This is a genomic window from Nocardioides kongjuensis (assembly GCF_013409625.1).
In the GTDB taxonomy this organism is placed as follows: Bacteria; Actinomycetota; Actinomycetes; order Propionibacteriales; family Nocardioidaceae; genus Nocardioides; species Nocardioides kongjuensis.
The window spans coordinates 228,787-245,411 of sequence record NZ_JACCBF010000001.1 but is presented as its reverse complement, the minus strand read 5'-3'; the positions used below and the strand labels follow the sequence as shown (position 1 = coordinate 245,411).

The window sequence follows — 16,625 nt, the reverse complement described above, 5'->3', positions numbered from 1 at the left end:
GCCCGCCGTGACCGTCCTGACGTTCGCCGGCAAGCGGATCGCGAGCCTGCTCGTGGTGATGCTGGCCGCCTCCTTCCTGGTGTTCAGCCTGATGGAGCTCGCCCCGGGCAGCCCGCTCACCTTCCTGCTGGGCAACCGCAGCGCGTCCCCGGAGCAGATCGCCCGGGTCGAGGCCCGGTACCACCTCGACGACCCGTTCCTCGTGCGGTACTGGACCTGGCTGACCGACGTGCTCCACGGCGACCTCGGGCGCAGCGTGGCCTACAAGCAGGACGTGCTCGACCTGCTCGGGCCGCGGGTGCTGACCACCGTCGGGCTGGTGCTCCTCGCGGGCCTGCTGATCGCGGTCGCCGGCGTCGGGCTCGGGCTGCTGGCGGGCACCCGGCCCGGCCCGGTGGACGGCGTGATCACCTTCGTGACGACGTCCTTCCTCGCGACGCCGGTCTTCGTCAGCGGCGTCGCCCTGATCTGGGTCTTCGCCAGCCAGCTGGACTGGCTCCCGCTGTACGGCGCCGGGTCCGGCTTCGGTGACCGGTTGGTCCACCTGGTCCTGCCCGCGGTCACGCTCAGCCTCGCGTCGGCGGCGTACCTCGCGCGGATCACCCGGGCGGCGGTGTCCGACGAGCTGCGCAGCGAGCACGTGGAGACCGCGCGCAGCCGCGGCCTGAGCAGCGGCTACGTGCTGCGGCACCACGTGCTGCGCAACTCGATGATCCCGATCACGACCGTCCTCGGCCTCACCATCGCGACCCTGATCGCGGGAGCGGTGGTCGTCGAGAACGTCTTCGCGCTCGACGGTCTCGGCTCACTGCTGGTCGAGGCGATCCTGCGCAGCGACTTCGTCGTGGTGCAGGCCGTCATCCTCGCGCTGGTCGCGACGTTCGTCGTCGTCAACACGCTCGTCGACGTCGTCTACGTCCTCGTCGACCCCCGCATCTCGCTCTCCTGACGGAGGAAACCCATGAGTCACGCCCTCGCCCTCGACCACGCGGTGCCCTCGGTGCGCGTGCGCCGCAGGCCCTTCCGCGCGGTCTGGCGCACGCTCGGTCCCGGCGGCACCCTGTCGCTCGCCTACCTGGTGCTGGTGGTGCTCGCTGCCGCACTCGCGCCGTGGCTGGCCCCCTACCCGCCGAACCTGCCGGCCCCGCTCGAGGCGTACGCACCGCCGTCGGGCGCGCACCTGCTCGGCACCGACGCGCTCGGTCGCGACCTCCTCTCCCGGCTCATGTACGGCGGCCGCGTGGCGCTGGTCGCCTCGGTCTCGGTGATCGTGCTGTCGACCGTCGTCGGCACCGCCATCGCGCTCGCGAGCGGCTGGATCGGCGGTGTGGTCGACGCGTTCGTGTCCCGGGTCCTCGACATCCTCTTCGCCGTGCCCGGCATCGTCTTCGCCCTCTCGGCAGTGGCGATCGCCGGCCCCGGCACGACGGGCGTCGTCCTCGGCCTCACGATCGGCTACACGCCGTACGTCGCCCGGGTGGTGCGGGGCGCGGTGCTGCGGGAGGCGAGGCTCGACTACGTCGCTGCCGCCTGGGTGCAGGGACGCAGCGGTACCGCGATCTGCCTGCGCCACCTGCTGCCCAACCTGATGCCGCTGATCGTGGCGCAGGCCGTCAGCTCGCTGGGCTTCGCCCTGATCGACCTGTCGGCGCTGTCGTTCCTGGGCCTCGGCGTCCAGGCGCCCGACCCCGACTGGGGCCTGACGATGCGCTCGGGCCTGGACGGGATGCTGCGCAACCAACCGGGCGAGGCGGTCTTCGCCGGATCCTGCATCGCCCTGCTGGTCGGCTCGGTCATCGTGCTCGGCGACCGGCTGACCCGTCGTTCCGAGGAGCGCGCATGAGCACCGTCCTGTCCATCGAGGACCTCCGGGTCGGCGTCCGCCACCGCGGCGGCCACCGCACGATCGTCGACGGCGTCCACCTCGCGATCGACGCCGGCACGGCGGTCGGCCTGGTCGGCGAGTCCGGCTCCGGCAAGTCGATGACGGCGCGCTCGGTGCTGGGGCTGTTCCCGCCCGGTGCCGACGTCTCCGGCCGGATCGAGGTCGGCGGGGCCTCCGTGCTCGGCGACCGCAGGGCGCTGCGGGCAGCGCGCGAACGGCGGGTCGCGATGATCTTCCAGGACCCACGTGCCCACATCAACGCCGTGCACCGTGTCGGCGACTTCATGACCGAGGCGATGCGGCGCAACCTCGGCATGAAGCGGGCTGCGGCCGAGAAGCGGGCCGTCGACCTGCTCGGCGAGGTGGGCATCCCGGACGGGGAGCGGCGAGTGCGCCAGTACCCGCACGAGCTGTCGGGCGGCCTGCTGCAGCGGGTCATGATCGCCACGGCGATCGCGATCGAGCCCGAGCTCATCCTCGCCGACGAGCCGACGACGGCGCTCGACGTCACCACCCAGTCGGAGGTGATGGCGATCCTCGGCGACCTGCGCACGCAGCGCGGCTTGGCGATGCTCTTCATCACCCACGACCTCGAGCTGGCCGCCGCCACCTGCGACCGGACCACCGTCATGTACGCCGGCCGGATCGTCGAGGAGCAGGCGTCGTCCTCCCTCGCCGACCATCCCCAGCACCCGTACACCGCAGGGCTGCTCGTCGCCCGGCCCAGCATCGACACGTCCGTACGACGGCTGCCGGTGATCCCCGGCCGTCCGCTCGCCGCCTTCGAGGCCGGTGCGGGATGTGCGTTCGCCAGCCGGTGCGCCCACGTCGCCGACGCCTGCCGGGCCTCGGCCCCGCCCCTGGTGACCACCACGACCGGCCACGTCGCGTGCCACCGGCACGACGAGCTCGCCACCGCGACCCCCGTCCCGTCCCCGCAGGAGGCGACCGCCGATGCCTGAGCAGCACCCCACGCCCGTCGTCCGGGTCCGCGGCCTGCGCAAGGAGTTCCCGGGCCACGACCGACGCCACCCCGTCGTGGCCGTCGACGGGGTCGGCTTCGACCTCGGAGCCGGGGAGGCGCTCGCCGTCGTGGGCGAGTCCGGGTCCGGCAAGACCACCGTCGCCCGGATGCTGATGGGCCTCGAGCAGCGCACCAGCGGCACGATCGAGGTGTGCGGCCGGTCGCGCGGCAGCGGCCGCCCCGGGGCCGCGGAGCGGCGCCGCCGGGCTCGCGAGATGCAGCTCGTCTTCCAGGACCCGTACCTGTCCCTGGACCGCTCCCAGCGCATCGGCGACATCCTCGACACCGCGGTCCGGCTGCAGCACGACCTGTCCCGCGAGGCGCGCCGCGCCCGGGTGGACGAGCTGATGGAGCAGGTCGGCCTGCTCCCCCGCCACGCCACCGTGTACCCCCGCCAGCTCTCGGGCGGGCAGCGGCAGCGGGTCGCCATCGCCCGCGCGCTTGCCGCGCAGCCCTCGGTGCTCGTGCTCGACGAGGCGGTCGCCGCCCTCGACGTGTCGGTGCAGGCGCAGGTCCTCAACCTGCTCTGCGACATCCGCGAGAGCACCGACATCGCGTTCCTGTTCATCACCCACGACCTCGCCGTCGTCAACCAGGTCTGCGAGCGCACCCTGGTCATGCGGGGCGGCACGGTGGTGGAGGAGGGGCCGACCGCCCGGGTCCTCTCCTCCCCCGCCCAGGAGTACACGCGGCGCCTCATCGACGCGGTCCCCCGGCCCGGCTGGACGCCCCAGCGCAGCGGCACGGCCTCGTGAGGACCCGCCTCCGCGCGGCCCACGTCGTCGGGCACGGGGACGGCGACCACCTCCTGGTCCGCGACGGCGACGTGGTCTGGGAGGACGACCGGCTGGTCCACGTCGGCGGCCGCTACGACGGACCGGTCGACGAGACCGTCGACTGCGGCGAGGCCGTGGTCGTCCCCGGCTTCGTCGACCTCAACGCCCTCGGCGACATCGACCACGCGATCTTCGACAGCTTCCAGCCCGACGAGCTGCTGGCCGGGCAGGACTGGTCGCCGGACCACGCCCGGCACCACCGGCGCGAGGTCTTCGACCGGGCCGACCTCGCGTTCCGCCGGGAGTACGCCGTCGTCCAGCTGCTCCTCAACGGCGTCACGACGGCGCTGCCGATCGCCGCCGAGACCTACCGGGCCTGGGCGGAGACCGAGGACGAGCTCGACGACCTCGCCGAGATCGCCGGGCGGCTCGGGATCCGCATGTACCTGGGGCCGAGCTACCGCGCCGGCGTACCGACGACCGACGCCGACGGCACCCGGGCGATGCACTGGGACGAGACCGAGGGCGAGCGCGGGCTCGACGGCGCGATCCGGTTCACCGAGCGCTGGGAGGGCGCCCACGACGGGCGGATCCGGGGCCTGCTCGCCCCGGCGCGGATCGAGACCCAGACGCCGGAGCTGCTCGTCCGCACCCGCGAGGAGGCGGCCCGGCTCGGCGTACCGGTCCGGTTGCACGCGGGCCAGTCCCACGAGGAGGTCGTCCTCCTCCGTGAGCGGTACGACGCCCGCCCGGTCGAGGTGCTCGACCGGCTCGGCCTGCTCGGGCCGGGCCTGCTGGTCCCTCACTGCTGGGCCGTCGACGCGGCCGGGGACGACGTGCGACGCCTCGCCGAGACCGGGACGACGGTCGTCTTCTGCCCGTTGGCGTCCGGTCGCTACGGCATGGTGCTGGACTCCTTCGACTCCTACCGTCGTGCCGGCGTGCGGATGTGCCTGGGCACCGACACCTTCCCGCCCGACGTGCTGCGCGCGATCGACCACGGCTCGGTGCTGACCAAGGCAGTGGAGCAGGACCACACGGCCGGGTCGGTGGCCGACCTGTTCCGGGCCGCGACCGTCGGCGGCGCCGAAGCCCTCGGCCGTCCCGACCTCGGACGGCTGGCGGTCGGCGCGAAGGCCGACCTGGTCGTCGTCGGTCTCGACGACCTGCGGCTCGGACCGGTCGACGACCCGCTCCGCTCGATCGTGATGCACGGCGGCGGCCAGCACGTCCGGCACGTCGTGGTCGACGGCCGGTTCGTCGTGCGCGACGGCGCGGTGCCCGGCGTCGACGTACCCGCGATGCGGGCGCGCGCCCAGCGCTTCTTCGACGACTACCGCGCGTCGTTCACCGAGCGGGACGCGTTGCGGCGCCCGGTCGAGACGCTGATGCCCCCGTCTTTCCGGGTCCGGGGCTAGGCCGGGTCAGCGCAGGCCGGTGTCGCGCTGGAGAGCCAGCGTGAGGAGCCGGTCGACCAGCTCGCCGTACGTCACGCCCGTCGCGGCCCACATCTGCGGGAACATCGACAGCGGCGTGAAGCCCGGCATCGTGTTCAGCTCGTTGACGACCAGCGATCCGTCGGGCATGAGGAAGAAGTCGACGCGCGCGAGGCCCTCGCAGCCGACCGCGGTGAAGGCGGCCGCGGCCATCGCGCGCATCCGCTCCTCGACGCCGTCGGGCAGGATCGCGGGGACGTCGAGCTCGGTGTGCTCCTCGGGGAGGTACTTGGCCTCGAAGTCGTAGAACTCGTGCTCGCCGGTGATCCGGATCTCGGCGGGCAGGCTGGTCTCCACGCCGCCGTCGAGGGCTTCCAGGACGCCGCACTCGATCTCGCGGGCGCCCTCGGCGGACACCTCGACCAGGACCTTGGGGTCGTGCTCGAGCGCCCCCTCGATCGCGGCGTCGATCTCGTCGGGCGTGTGGGCCTTGGCGATGCCGATGCTGGAGCCGCCACGGGCCGGCTTCACGAAGAGGGGGTACCCGAGCTCGGCGGCACGCTCCCGCACGGCCTGCGGGTCCGCCTTCCACTCGCGCGCGGTGACGGTGACGCTCGGCATCACCGGCAGGCCGGCGTCCTTCAGGACGACCTTCATGAACGCCTTGTCCATGCTGACCGCCGAGGCGAGCACACCGGAGCCGACGTAGCGGACGTCGGACATCTCGAAGAGACCCTGGATGGTGCCGTCCTCGCCCCAGGGGCCGTGGAGCAGCGGGAAGACGACGTCGACGTCACCGAGAGCGCGCGGCGTCTCGGCCGGCTCGCTGACGACCAGGCCGGTGCCGTCGCTCGTGGGCGCGAGCGCGACGGGTGCTCGCCCGCCGTCGACCGACGGCAGCTGGCCGGGGCCCGTGATCCGGTGCCGCTGCGGGTCGTCGGCCTCCAGCACCCAGCGGCCGTCGGTGGCGATGCCGACGGGGACGACGTCGTACTTCTCACGGTCGATCGCCTGCAGCACGCTCCCGGCGGTCACGCACGAGATGGCGTGCTCACTGGAGCGGCCGCCGAAGACGACAGCGACGCGGACACGGCGGCCGGTGGGAGAGCTCATCGGCGATGACCCTACCTTTGGGACATGTCCGGATCCGAGTCCGCACCCCACCCGCCTCGTCCGCTCCGCCCCGCAACAGTCGCCGTCACGGCGGGACGTCCCCCGCACGAGCCCGACCAGCCGATGAACGTGCCGATCACGATGACCTCGACCTACGGCGCGACCGGCGACCTCGAGTACGGCCGGTACGGCAACCCGACCTGGACGGCGTTCGAGGACGCCCTCGGTGCGCTGGAGGGTGGCCGGGCGCTGGCGTTCTCGTCCGGCATGGCCGCGGTCACCACGATCCTCGACCTGGTGGGCCTCGGCAGCAGCGTGATCGCGCCGCGGCACGCCTACAACGGCTCGGTGACCGCCCTCACCGACGCCGAGTCCCGCGGCCGGCTGAAGGCCACGCTGGTCGACATCACCGACACCGCGGCCGTGATCGCCGCGATGGAGGCCGACGAGGACTGCGGGCTGCTCTGGCTGGAGTCCCCGACCAACCCGGCCCTGGAGATCGCCGACATCACAGCGCTGTCCGCGGCCGCCCACGAGCTCGGGATCCGTGTGGTCGTCGACAACACCTTCGCCACTCCCCTGCTCCAGCAGCCGCTGTCCCTCGGCGCGGACATCGTCGTGCACTCGGCCACGAAGTACATCGCCGGGCACAGCGACGTGCTGATGGGCGCGATCGTCGTGCCTGCTGACGGGACCGACGACGACGTGTACGGCGCCCTCAAGGGCCGCCGCGACCTCGCGGGCGCCGTACCCGGTCCGTTCGAGGCCTGGCTCGCCCTGCGCGGCCTGCGGACCCTGCACGTGCGCCTGGAGCGTGCGGCCGCGAACGCCGCCGAGCTGGCCCGCCGCCTCACCGACCACCCCTCCGTCGCAGAGGTCCGCTACCCCGGCTTCGGCGCGATCGTCGCGCCCGTGCTCGCCGGTGGCGCCGACGCCGGCGACTTCCTGGTCCGCGCCACCTCGCTGTGGGTGCACACCACCTCGCTCGGTGGCGTCGAGTCGACCTTCGAGCGCCGGCGCCGGTGGAAGCTCGAGCCGACCACGATCCCCGAGGGGCTGGTGCGGCTGTCCGTCGGGATCGAGGACGTCGAGGACCTGTGGGCGGACCTGAAGCAGGCCTTGGACCGCATCTCTGCCTGACTGGCGCTCGCTCCTTGATCTGGCGCTCGCCGAACGACACTGGGTCGTCCTACCCATCGAGCTCCACGGTCGGATGGGTGGTTCGCCCGACGCGCCCGGGCGGTGCTGCTTCCTAACGTCGTGCTCGTCCCCACGAGCCACCAGGAGCAGACCATGTCGACCCAGCACATCGAGACCCTGATCATCGGCGCCGGCCAGGCCGGCCTCGCCACCGGTCACGCCCTGCAGGGGCGCGGCCGCCGCTTCCTCATCGTCGACGGCGCGGAGCGCGTCGGCGACAACTGGCGGGCACACTACGACTCGCTGCGGCTGTACAGCCCCGCGAAGTACGACGGGCTCCCGGGCCTGCGCTTCCCCGCAGCGCCCTGGACCTACCCGTCCAAGGACGACGTCGCCGACTACCTCGAGAAGTACGCCGTCGAGTTCGACCTGCCCGTCCGGATGCGGACCCGGATCGACCGGCTCGCTCGGCGTACCGCCGGCGGGTTCACCGCTGCCGTCGGCGACGACACGATCACCTGCGACAACGTCGTGGTGGCGACCGGCTCCTTCGGCCGTACGCCGCACGTGCCCGACGTCGCCGCCGGGCTGGACCCGTCGATCCGGCAGCTGCACTCCACGCAGTACAAGCGACCGGACGACCTCGCCGAGGGCCGGGTCCTGGTGGTCGGAGCCTCCCACTCCGGCTGCGACATCGCCTACGAGGTGGCCGAGCACCGGCCCACGACCCTCGTCGGCCGGGACTGCGGGCAGATCCCGTTCCGGTGGGAGAAGAAGGCCATCCGCCGGGTGTTCCCGGTCCTGGTGTTCGTCTGGCGCCACGTCCTGACCCGTCGCACGCCGCTGGGGCGCAAGGAGATGGAGGAGGTCCGCCACCACGGCGGACCGATGCTGCGGGTCAAGCGGGAGGACCTCGCGCAGCGCGGCGTCGAACGGATCGAGCAGCGGGTGTCCGGCGTCCGGGACGGGCTGCCGGTTCTCGAGGACGGCACGGTCGTCGATGCCGCGACCGTCATCTGGGCCACCGGTTTCGAGCAGGCCTTCGGCTGGATCGACCTGCCTGCGATCGGGCCGGACGGCTGGCCGCAGGAGTACCGCGGGGTGGTCGACCAGGTGCCCGGCCTCTTCTTCTGCGGGCTGTCTTTCCAGTTCGCCTTCAGCTCGATGGTCCTGCCCGGCGTGGGGCGCGACGCCGAGTACGTCGCCCGCCGGATCGCCGCACGCGGCAGCGAGGCCGCGGCCGCCTGACGGCGCACCCCGCCACGTCCCGGACCGGCGCATAATCGGCAGGGAAGGTGGTGCGCGATGGGTGTCGTCGACGATCTCGCCCGGGCCCGGGAGGCCTACGAACGCCGCGACTGGGTGCGCGCCTACGACCTGCTGTCCGGGGCCGAGGACACGGAGGGGCCGGCACCGACCGCTCACGACTTCGCCCAGCTCGCCACCGCTGCCTACCTCCTCGGGCGGCACAACGACTGCGTCCAGGCGCTGCAGCGGGCCTACCAGGGCCACCTCGCTGCGGGCCGGAGACTCGAAGCGGTCCGCGCCGGGTTCTGGCTGGCCATGGTGCTCCTGGAGGCCGGTGAGGATGCGGTGAGCAGCGGCTGGGCAGCGCGCAGCCAGCGACTCCTGGACGAGGTCCCCGGGGACGTCGTCGAGCAGGGCTACCTGCTCACCCACACGATGATGCGGCGCATCTTCTCCGGCGAGCTCGCACCGGCGCTCGACCTCGCGCTCGAGGTCACCTCCTACGGCCGCAGGTTCAACGACCCGGACCTGCTGGCGAACGGGCTCAACGCGCAGGGCCGGATGCTGCTCTACGCGGGACAGGTGCCGGAGGGCCTCGCCCTGCTGGACGAGGCCATGATCGGCCTCTCCACCGGAGAGGTGTCGCCGCTCTTCGCGGGCCAGATCTACTGCTCGCTGATCGAGGCGTGCCAGGAGGTCTCCGACCTCGGCCGGATGACGCAGTGGACGCGGGCGCTCACCTCGTGGGTCGACGCCCAGCCGGGCCTGATCGCGTTCGCCGGCCAGTGCGCCGTCCACCGCGGGCAGATCATGCGGATGCAGGGGGCGTACGCCGACGCCCTCGACGAGCTGGCCCGGGCGGCCGAGCGCTACCTCGCCGCCGGGACACCCGCTCCGGCGGGCATCGCCTACGCCGAGTGTGGCGAAGTCCGTCGCATCCGCGGCGAGCTCGACGCCGCCGACGGGGCCTACGAGCAGGCGTCGTCGTACGGCTTCGAGCCGCAGCCCGGACTCGCCCTGCTCTGGCTCGCACGCGGTCGCACCACGGCCGCGGTCAACGCCGTCCAGCGACTGCTGGACGAGCCGCGGGACCCGGTCCACCGCTCGCAGCTCCTTCCCGGAGCCGTCGAGGTGCTGCTGGAGGCCGGGCGGGTCGAGGCCGCGGCTGCCGCCTCGGACGAGCTCACCGCCCTCGCCGACGCCTTCGGGTGCGAGGGACTGCGCGGTCGCGCACTGCACGCCCGGGCGCAGTGCCTGCTCGCAGCCGACGAGCCGGGCGCCGCCGCCACCGCCGCCCGCGGCGCCGAGGGCGTGTGGCGCGGCCTCACGGCACCGTACGAGGTCGCCCGCGCGCAGGTGCTGCTGGGTCGGGCGCTGCGGCAGCTGGGCGACGAGGACTCCGCCACGTCCGAGCTCGCGCGGGCCCGGCGGGCCTTCCAGGACCTGGGCGCCCGGCCGGCCGAGCAGGTTGCGGCCGCACTCCTCGGGCCGGTCCGGCCGGGCGGGCTCACCGAGCGCGAGGTCGAGGTGCTCCGCCTGGTCGCCAGCGGACGCAGCAACCCGGAGATCGCGGCAGCGCTGGTGCTGAGCGACAAGACCGTCGCCCGGCACCTGTCCAACATCTTCACCAAGCTGGACGTCTCGTCGCGCACCGCCGCCGCGGCGTACGCGTTCGAGAACCGGCTGCTGTGAGCCGGCTCAGCTCAGCTCGGCCTTGGTGTCGCGCGAGATGAAGGCGTCCATCAGCTGCGACGTGGTCAGCCGCCCCTGCACGACCTCGTCCACGGCGTCCACGATCGGCGCGTCGACGCCGGTGCGCGCGGCGAGGGCACGCAGCGAGGAGCAGGACTTGGCACCCTCGGCGACCTGCCGGGTCGAGGCGTAGATCTCCTCGACGGTCATGCCCTGGCCGAGCTTCTCGCCGAAGGTGCGGTTGCGCGAGAGCGGCGAGGAGCAGGTGGCGACGAGGTCGCCGAGCCCGGCGAGGCCCATCAGGGTGAGCGGATTGGCGCCGAGGTTCATGGCCAGGCGGGCGGTCTCGGCGAGGCCGCGCGTGATCAGCGAGGCGGTCGTGTTGTCGCCGAAGCCCTGGCCGACGGCCATGCCGACGCACAGGGCGACGACGTTCTTGTAGGCACCGCCGTACTCGCAGCCGAGGACGTCGACGCTGGTGTAGGGGCGGAACGCCGGCGAGTGCAGCCGGTGCTGCAGCATCGTGGCGACGTCCTCGTCGGCGCACGCGACCACGGAGGCCGCCGGCTCGCGACGGGCGATCTCACGGGCCAGGTTGGGGCCGCTGACGACGGCGATCCGACTGGCGCCGACGTCACCGACCTCCGCGATCACCTCGGACATCCGCTTGAGGGTACCGAGCTCGACGCCCTTCATCAGGGAGACGAGGACGGCGTCCTTCTCGACGTGGGGAAGGAAGGTGGGCAGGTTGTCGCGCAGCGACTGCGAGGGCACCGCCAGGACGACGACGTCGGCCCCGGCGAGGGCCCGCTCGGGGTCGTGGGTGGCGGTGATCCGGCGCGGGAGCTCGATGCCCGAGAGGTAGTCGACGTTCTCGTGGCGCTCGTTGATCGCGGCTGCGACCTCCTCGCGACGGGCCCAGATGCACACGTCGTTGCCGGCGTCGGCCAGCACGATCGAGAACGCCGTACCCCAGGAACCGGCGCCGAGCACCGCGATCTTGTTGCCCATCAGCTCGCCGCCTTCTTGTTCTTCTTGAACCGGTCGCCGCGCACGGCCATGTCGTAGCGCTCGGCCGGCGCCGTCTCGCCGCGCACCAGCTCGAGCTCGTGCGTGATCGCCGCCATGATCCGGGCGGTGGCCTCGTTGACGACGGCAGTGGTGCGCTCCTTCGCCCGCAGGTCGTCGAGCTCGACGGGCGGCCCGACGCGCATCACGACCTTGTGGCGAGGGACCAGGTGTGGACGCTTCGTGTACGGCGCCAGGATCTCGTGGGCGCCCCACTGCCCGACGGGGATGACCGGGCACCCGGTCTCCAGGGCGATCCGTGCGGCGCCGGACTTGCCCTTCATCGGCCACATGTCGGGGTCACGGGTGATGGTGGCCTCCGGGTAGATCACGACGCACTGGCCGTCGCGCACGGCGTCGACCGCGGCGGAGTACGCACCGACGGCGTCCTTGGTCTCGCGCCGCACGGGGATCTGGCCCGCGCTGCGCAGGAAGAACCCGAGTGCCTTGTTGTCGAACAGGCCGGACTTGGCGAGGTAGCGCGGCTTGTAGCCGTGGTCGTAGACGAGGTGCGCGGCGGTGAGCGGGTCGACGTGCGAGATGTGGTTGAGCGCGATGATGAAACCGCCCCGCTCGGGGATGTTCTCCCCGCCGATCCACTCGCGGCGGGTGGTGGCCAGCAGCGTCGGCTTGATGATGGGTACGGCGATGTTGAAGGCCCAGCCCCGCTTCTCCTGCAGCTTCCGCACGCTCACGAGAATGCAGGTTACCGGTCAGTGACACCGGCCACGGCCGGGCACGACCGACCTGTCAGGATTCAGGGGTGTTCACCCGTCCGGGCGCCTTCGCCGTGCTGCTGCCGGTGAAGTCCCCGGGGACCGGGAAGTCGCGGCTCTCGACGCTGCGCGACGACCAGCGGGCCCGGCTGGCGGCGGCGTTCGCGACCGACGTGGTCGATGCGTGCCTGCGCGCCGACGGCGTCGCCGGCGTCCTGGTGGTCAGTGACGACGCCGCGTTCGCCGCCACCCTGGCCGCTCGCGGTGCGGCGACCTGTGCCGATCCGGGCGGCGGCCTCAACGCCGCGCTGCGGCACGCGGCGGCACACCTGCACGAACGCCGCCCCGACCTGCGGCCCGTCGCGCTGTGCGGCGACCTGCCGTCGCTGGTGCCCGGCGACCTCGCCACGGCCCTGGCTGACGCCGCGACCCAGCCCGGTCCGTGCTTCGTCCGCGACGCCGACACGACGGGAACCACGCTGTACTGCGCGTCGTACGACGGCTTCGACCCGCGCTTCGGCGCAGGATCGGCCGCGGCCCATGAGGGTTCCGGCGCGCGTCCGTTGGCCGGGGAGCTGCCCACGCTGCGCCGCGACGTCGACGACGTCGACAGCCTGGCGGACGCGATCGCGCTGGGCCTCGGCGACTCCTCCGCAGACGTCGTGCGGTCGATCGGTCTGCTCCCTCGGGGCTCCTGACACGACGAACGGGCCGCACTCCGTGTGGAGTACGGCCCGTTCGGGGTGATCGTCGAAGCAGGCGTCAGGCCTTCTTCGCGGTCTTCTTGGCCGGAGCCTTCTTGGCCGGAGCCTTCTTGGCAGGGGCCTTCTTGGCGGCGGGCGCCTTCTTGGCCGGAGCCGCCTTCTTGGCCGGGGCCGCCTTCTTCGCAGCCGGGGCCTTCTTGGCCGGAGCCTTCTTGGCCGGAGCCTTCTTGGCGGGAGCCGCCTTCTTCGCGGTGGCGGCGGCCTTCTTGGCAGGAGCAGCAGCCTTCTTGGCGGCGGTGGTCGCAGCCTTCTTGGCCGGAGCGGCGGCAGCAGCGGCGGCCTTCTTCGCCGGAGCAGCGGCCTTCTTGGCCGGCTTCGGCAGCGGCGCGAGCTTCTTCGCGCCGGAGACGACGTTCTTGAGGTCAGCGCCGGCGCTGAACTTCGGGACGGCCTTCTTCTTGGTCTTCACACGCTCGCCGGTCTGCGGGTTGCGGACCCAACGGGCGTTGCGGACGGCCTTCTCGAACGAGCCGAAGCCGGTGATGGCGACCTTCTCGCCCTTGGCCACCTGACGGGTGATCGTGTCGAGGACCGCGTCGAGAGCGTGGGCCGCGTCCTTGCGGCTGCCCTCGAATCGGTCGGCCAGCGCGTCGATCAACTGAGACTTGTTCACTACCTGTCCTTCCGAAACGCCGCGCTGGGCGTCCCTTGGGCTGATGCGGCCGAGCCCTCGCCCAGCCGTCCTTTCATGGGAACGCTAGGCACTAGTGGGCACACTCACAATCACCACGCCGAAGTTCGTGCGTCTTTTTTCGCGATTTCAGCGGTATTTCGGCCATTTCGGGCCTCATTCCGCCTGTCGGGGCTTGTTCGCAGCTTTCACGACGAATGCGGGAAAGACGACGGGCCGACCCGCGAAAGTCGCGGATCGGCCCGTCGTAGAGCGGTATTCAGCCTCTTCTCATGCGTGCTGGGTGACCGGCTTCCAGCTCGGGCGACCGCTCTCGTACGCCGCGATGTCGGCCTCGTTGCCCAGCGTGATGCCGATGTCGTCGAGCCCGTTGAGCAGGCGGTAGCGGGTGTAGTCGTCGATGTCGAACGGCGCGACCAGGTCGCCGCAGGTGACGGTGCGGGACCCGAGGTCGACGGTGATCTGCGTGGTGGGGTCGGCCTCGATCGCCGCCCACAGCTGCTCGATGACGTCCTGCTCGACCGGGACGGACAGCAGTCCGGCCTTGCCCGAGTTGCCGCGGAAGATGTCGGCGAACCGGCTCGACAGCACGACCTTGAAGCCGTAGTCCATGAGTGCCCACACGGCGTGCTCGCGCGACGAGCCGGTGCCGAAGTCGGGGCCGGCGACCAGGATCGAGACACCCTGGTACTCGGGCTTGTTGGCGACGAACTCCGGGTCGTTGCGCCACGCGGCGAACAGGCCGTCCTCGAAGCCGGTGCGGGTCACGCGCTTGAGGTAGACCGCCGGGATGATCTGGTCGGTGTCGACGTTGCTGCGGCGCAGCGGGAGCGCCGTACCGGTGTGGGAGGTGAACTTCTCCATGACTCTGTCTCCTTCTCAGACCAGCTCGGCGGACAGGTCGGCCGGAGAGGCCAGCGTGCCCTTGACGGCGGTGGCGGCCGCGACGGGGACGGACACCAGGTGGGTGCGTCCGCCCTTGCCCTGCCGACCCTCGAAGTTGCGGTTGGACGTCGACGCCGAGCGCTCCTGCGGCTTCAGGGTGTCGGGGTTCATGCCCAGGCACATCGAGCAGCCCGCACCGCGCCACTCGGCACCGGCCTCGATGAAGACCTTGTCGAGGCCCTCCTCCATGGCCTGGTTGCGCACGCGCACCGAGCCCGGGACGACGAGCAGCCGGGTGCCCTCGGCGACCTTGTGTCCCTTGATGATCTCGGCGGCCAGGCGCAGGTCCTCGATGCGGCCGTTGGTGCAGGAGCCCACGAAGACGGTGTCGACCTTGACCGAGCGCAGCGGCTGGCCGGCCTCGAGGCCCATGTACTCCAGCGCCTTCTCGGCGGCGAGCTTGTCGGAGGGGTCCTCGAAGTCCTCCGGCGAGGGGACGTTCGCGCCCAGGGGCGCGCCCTGGCCGGGGTTCGTGCCCCACGTGACGAACGGCGTGACGTCGGCCGCGTCGATCACGATCTCCTTGTCGAAGGTCGCGTCGGCGTCGGTGACCAGCGTCTTCCAGTGGGCGACGGCGGCGTCCCACTCGGCACCCTTCGGCGCCTCGGCCTTGCCCTCGATGTAGGCGAACGTGGTCTCGTCCGGCGCGATCATGCCCGCCTTGGCGCCCCACTCGATGGACATGTTGCAGACCGTCATCCGGCCCTCCATCGAGAGCGCCTCGATGGCCTCGCCGCGGTACTCGACGATGTAGCCCTGGCCGCCACCGGTGCCGGTCTGCGTGATCAGGTAGAGGATCAGGTCCTTGGCGGTCACGCCCGCGGCGAGGCTGCCGTTGACCGTGACGGCCATGGTCTTCGGCTTGGCCTGCGGCAGCGTCTGCGTGGCGAGCACGTGCTCGACCTCGGAGGTGCCGATGCCGAACGCGATCGCGCCGAAGGCGCCGTGGGTGCTGGTGTGCGAGTCACCGCACACGATCGTCATGCCGGGCTGGGTCAGGCCGAGCTGCGGGCCGACGACGTGGACGATGCCCTGCTCGACGTCGCCGAGCGGGTGCAGCCGGACGCCGAACTCCTCGGCGTTCTTGCGCAGGGTGTCGACCTGGGTCTTGCTCACGGGGTCCGCGATCGGCTTGTCCCAGTCGAGCGTCGGGACGTTGTGGTCCTCGGTCGCGAGGGTCAGGTCGGGACGGCGCACCTTGCGCCCGGCCAGGCGCAGGCCGTCGAAGGCCTGCGGGCTGGTGACCTCGTGGATGAGGTGGAGGTCGATGTAGAGGAGGTCCGGCTCCCCCGGGGTCGATCGGACGACGTGCTCGTCCCACACCTTCTCCGCCAGGGTCTTGCCCATGACTCGCTCCTCCTCGTTCGGGTCGATGACGGCACCTCTGCCGCCCTCCGTGACGAAGCGTACTCTTGCATCCCAGGATCCGAGACGGCAGTATTGCCATATGGACAACTCGAGCGGCGTCGGAGTTCTCGACAAGGCGGCCCTGGTGCTCACCGCACTGGAGTCCGGCCCGGCCACCCTGGCCGGCCTGGTGGCAGGCACCGGCCTGGCCCGGCCGACGGCCCACCGCCTGGCGGTCGCCCTCGAGCACCACCGCCTCGTCGCCCGCGACATGCAGGGCCGCTTCGTGCTCGGGCCGCGCCTCGCGGAGCTCTCCGCGGCAGCCGGCGAGGACCGGCTGCTCGCGACCGCCGGCCCCGTGCTCGCGCGGCTGCGCGACATCACCGGCGAGTCCGCCCAGCTGTGGCGGCGCCAGGGCGACCACCGCGTATGCGTCGCCGCCGCCGAGCGGCCCTCCGGTCTGCGCGACACGATCCCGATCGGCTCCCAGCTCACCATGCGCGCCGGCTCCGCCGCACAGGTGCTGCTCGCCTGGGACGACCCGGAGCGGATCCACCGCGGCCTGCAGAACTCCGCGTTCTCCGCGGCCGAGCTGTCCGCCATCCGCCGCCGCGGCTGGGCGCAGTCGGTCGGCGAGCGCGAGCAGGGCGTGGCCTCGGTGTCCGCTCCCGTCCGCTCCCCCGGCGGCAAGGTGATCGCCGCCGTGTCCGTCTCGGGCCCGCTCGAGCGCCTGTCCCGCCAGCCCGGCCGGATGCACGCACCTGCGGTGCTCGCCGCCGCCGAGCGGCTCTCCGAGTCGCTGCGCCGCGCGGCTGCGGAGTAACTCCAGCCCCAGCAGTG

General features: G+C 72.3%; 16 protein-coding genes. 10 read left to right on the top strand and 6 right to left on the bottom strand.

Going from position 1 to position 16,625, the window contains the following annotated elements; translation table 11 throughout:
• Positions 1-7 precede the first annotated feature (7 nt).
• From BJ958_RS01170 to BJ958_RS01150, 5 genes are read left to right on the top strand one after another with little or no spacing between them, the layout of a single operon-like run.
• Positions 8-949, top strand: a complete 942-nt coding sequence (locus BJ958_RS01170) for an ABC transporter permease subunit (RefSeq protein ID WP_218865526.1) — start codon at positions 8-10, stop codon at positions 947-949.
• 12 nt (positions 950-961) lie between these two features.
• Positions 962-1,843, top strand: a complete 882-nt coding sequence (locus tag BJ958_RS01165) for an ABC transporter permease (protein WP_179724804.1) — start codon at positions 962-964, stop codon at positions 1,841-1,843.
• Complete coding sequence (locus BJ958_RS01160) at positions 1,840-2,847, top strand: ABC transporter ATP-binding protein (RefSeq protein WP_179724802.1); 1,008 nt, start codon at positions 1,840-1,842, stop codon at positions 2,845-2,847. Before BJ958_RS01165 ends, BJ958_RS01160 begins: the two co-directional genes overlap by 4 nt.
• Positions 2,840-3,664: an ABC transporter ATP-binding protein gene (locus tag BJ958_RS01155; RefSeq protein WP_179724801.1), complete on the top strand. Its 825-nt coding sequence runs from the start codon at positions 2,840-2,842 to the stop codon at positions 3,662-3,664. Before BJ958_RS01160 ends, BJ958_RS01155 begins: the two co-directional genes overlap by 8 nt.
• Positions 3,661-5,103: a chlorohydrolase family protein gene (locus tag BJ958_RS01150; RefSeq protein WP_179724799.1), complete on the top strand. Its 1,443-nt coding sequence runs from the start codon at positions 3,661-3,663 to the stop codon at positions 5,101-5,103. The genes BJ958_RS01155 and BJ958_RS01150 overlap by 4 nt, the downstream gene beginning before the upstream one ends.
• 6 nt (positions 5,104-5,109) lie before the next feature.
• On the opposite strand, the gene BJ958_RS01145 is transcribed toward BJ958_RS01150, so the two are convergent.
• The gene (locus BJ958_RS01145; protein ID WP_179724796.1) at positions 5,110-6,234 is read right to left on the bottom strand and encodes a D-alanine--D-alanine ligase family protein; all 1,125 of its coding nucleotides are present in this window, start codon (positions 6,232-6,234) and stop codon (positions 5,110-5,112) included.
• A gap of 24 nt (positions 6,235-6,258) precedes the next feature.
• Between BJ958_RS01145 and BJ958_RS01140 the strand changes: the two genes are divergently transcribed.
• From BJ958_RS01140 to BJ958_RS28335, 3 genes are all read left to right on the top strand, one after another.
• Entirely contained in the window at positions 6,259-7,374 is a 1,116-nt protein-coding gene (locus tag BJ958_RS01140; protein WP_179724794.1) for a trans-sulfuration enzyme family protein, read from the top strand.
• A gap of 153 nt (positions 7,375-7,527) precedes the next feature.
• A complete protein-coding gene (locus tag BJ958_RS01135) occupies positions 7,528-8,622 on the top strand; it encodes a flavin-containing monooxygenase (protein WP_179724793.1) in 1,095 nt (364 codons plus the stop codon).
• Between the two features lie 57 nt (positions 8,623-8,679).
• On the top strand, positions 8,680-10,314 hold the full coding sequence (locus tag BJ958_RS28335) for a LuxR C-terminal-related transcriptional regulator (protein WP_179724791.1): 1,635 nt from the start codon (positions 8,680-8,682) through the stop codon (positions 10,312-10,314).
• A gap of 6 nt (positions 10,315-10,320) precedes the next feature.
• On the opposite strand, the gene BJ958_RS01125 is transcribed toward BJ958_RS28335, so the two are convergent.
• Both BJ958_RS01125 and BJ958_RS01120 read right to left on the bottom strand, forming a co-directional pair.
• Positions 10,321-11,325 (bottom strand): NAD(P)H-dependent glycerol-3-phosphate dehydrogenase, encoded by a 1,005-nt coding sequence (locus BJ958_RS01125; RefSeq protein ID WP_179724789.1) that lies wholly within the window; start codon positions 11,323-11,325, stop codon positions 10,321-10,323.
• A complete protein-coding gene (locus tag BJ958_RS01120; protein WP_179724787.1) occupies positions 11,325-12,077 on the bottom strand; it encodes a 1-acyl-sn-glycerol-3-phosphate acyltransferase in 753 nt (250 codons plus the stop codon). The genes BJ958_RS01125 and BJ958_RS01120 overlap by 1 nt, the downstream gene beginning before the upstream one ends.
• Before the next feature lie 68 nt (positions 12,078-12,145).
• Here BJ958_RS01120 and cofC point away from each other — a divergent pair, with 68 nt between their 5' ends.
• Positions 12,146-12,796: a 2-phospho-L-lactate guanylyltransferase gene (gene cofC / locus BJ958_RS01115; protein ID WP_179724785.1), complete on the top strand. Its 651-nt coding sequence runs from the start codon at positions 12,146-12,148 to the stop codon at positions 12,794-12,796.
• 64 nt (positions 12,797-12,860) lie between these two features.
• Here the strand turns inward: cofC and BJ958_RS01110 are convergent, their stop codons facing one another.
• From BJ958_RS01110 to leuC, 3 genes are all read right to left on the bottom strand, one after another.
• The gene (locus BJ958_RS01110; protein ID WP_179724783.1) at positions 12,861-13,475 is read right to left on the bottom strand and encodes an HU family DNA-binding protein; all 615 of its coding nucleotides are present in this window, start codon (positions 13,473-13,475) and stop codon (positions 12,861-12,863) included.
• A gap of 288 nt (positions 13,476-13,763) precedes the next feature.
• Complete coding sequence (gene leuD / locus BJ958_RS01105; RefSeq protein WP_179724781.1) at positions 13,764-14,357, bottom strand: 3-isopropylmalate dehydratase small subunit; 594 nt, start codon at positions 14,355-14,357, stop codon at positions 13,764-13,766.
• Between the two features lie 15 nt (positions 14,358-14,372).
• Positions 14,373-15,785: a 3-isopropylmalate dehydratase large subunit gene (leuC, locus tag BJ958_RS01100; protein ID WP_179724779.1), complete on the bottom strand. Its 1,413-nt coding sequence runs from the start codon at positions 15,783-15,785 to the stop codon at positions 14,373-14,375.
• A gap of 100 nt (positions 15,786-15,885) precedes the next feature.
• Here leuC and BJ958_RS01095 point away from each other — a divergent pair, with 100 nt between their 5' ends.
• On the top strand, positions 15,886-16,608 hold the full coding sequence (locus tag BJ958_RS01095) for an IclR family transcriptional regulator (RefSeq protein WP_139622247.1): 723 nt from the start codon (positions 15,886-15,888) through the stop codon (positions 16,606-16,608).
• Positions 16,609-16,625: the final 17 nt, after the last annotated feature.

Excerpts from the sequence above, each read along its gene's own strand:
- leuD (WP_179724781.1), bottom strand. The coding sequence starts at position 14,357 with ATGGAGAAGTTCACCTCCCACACCGGTACGGCGCTCCCGCTGCGCCGC.
- leuC (WP_179724779.1), bottom strand. The coding sequence starts at position 15,785 with ATGGGCAAGACCCTGGCGGAGAAGGTGTGGGACGAGCACGTCGTCCGA.
- BJ958_RS28335 (WP_179724791.1), top strand. The coding sequence starts at position 8,680 with ATGGGTGTCGTCGACGATCTCGCCCGGGCCCGGGAGGCCTACGAACGC.
- BJ958_RS01125 (WP_179724789.1), bottom strand. The coding sequence starts at position 11,325 with ATGGGCAACAAGATCGCGGTGCTCGGCGCCGGTTCCTGGGGTACGGCG.
- BJ958_RS01160 (WP_179724802.1), top strand. The coding sequence starts at position 1,840 with ATGAGCACCGTCCTGTCCATCGAGGACCTCCGGGTCGGCGTCCGCCAC.
- BJ958_RS01165 (WP_179724804.1), top strand. The coding sequence starts at position 962 with ATGAGTCACGCCCTCGCCCTCGACCACGCGGTGCCCTCGGTGCGCGTG.
- BJ958_RS01095 (WP_139622247.1), top strand. The coding sequence starts at position 15,886 with ATGGACAACTCGAGCGGCGTCGGAGTTCTCGACAAGGCGGCCCTGGTG.
- BJ958_RS01145 (WP_179724796.1), bottom strand. The coding sequence starts at position 6,234 with ATGAGCTCTCCCACCGGCCGCCGTGTCCGCGTCGCTGTCGTCTTCGGC.
- BJ958_RS01140 (WP_179724794.1), top strand. The coding sequence starts at position 6,259 with ATGTCCGGATCCGAGTCCGCACCCCACCCGCCTCGTCCGCTCCGCCCC.
- BJ958_RS01155 (WP_179724801.1), top strand. The coding sequence starts at position 2,840 with ATGCCTGAGCAGCACCCCACGCCCGTCGTCCGGGTCCGCGGCCTGCGC.
- BJ958_RS01135 (WP_179724793.1), top strand. The coding sequence starts at position 7,528 with ATGTCGACCCAGCACATCGAGACCCTGATCATCGGCGCCGGCCAGGCC.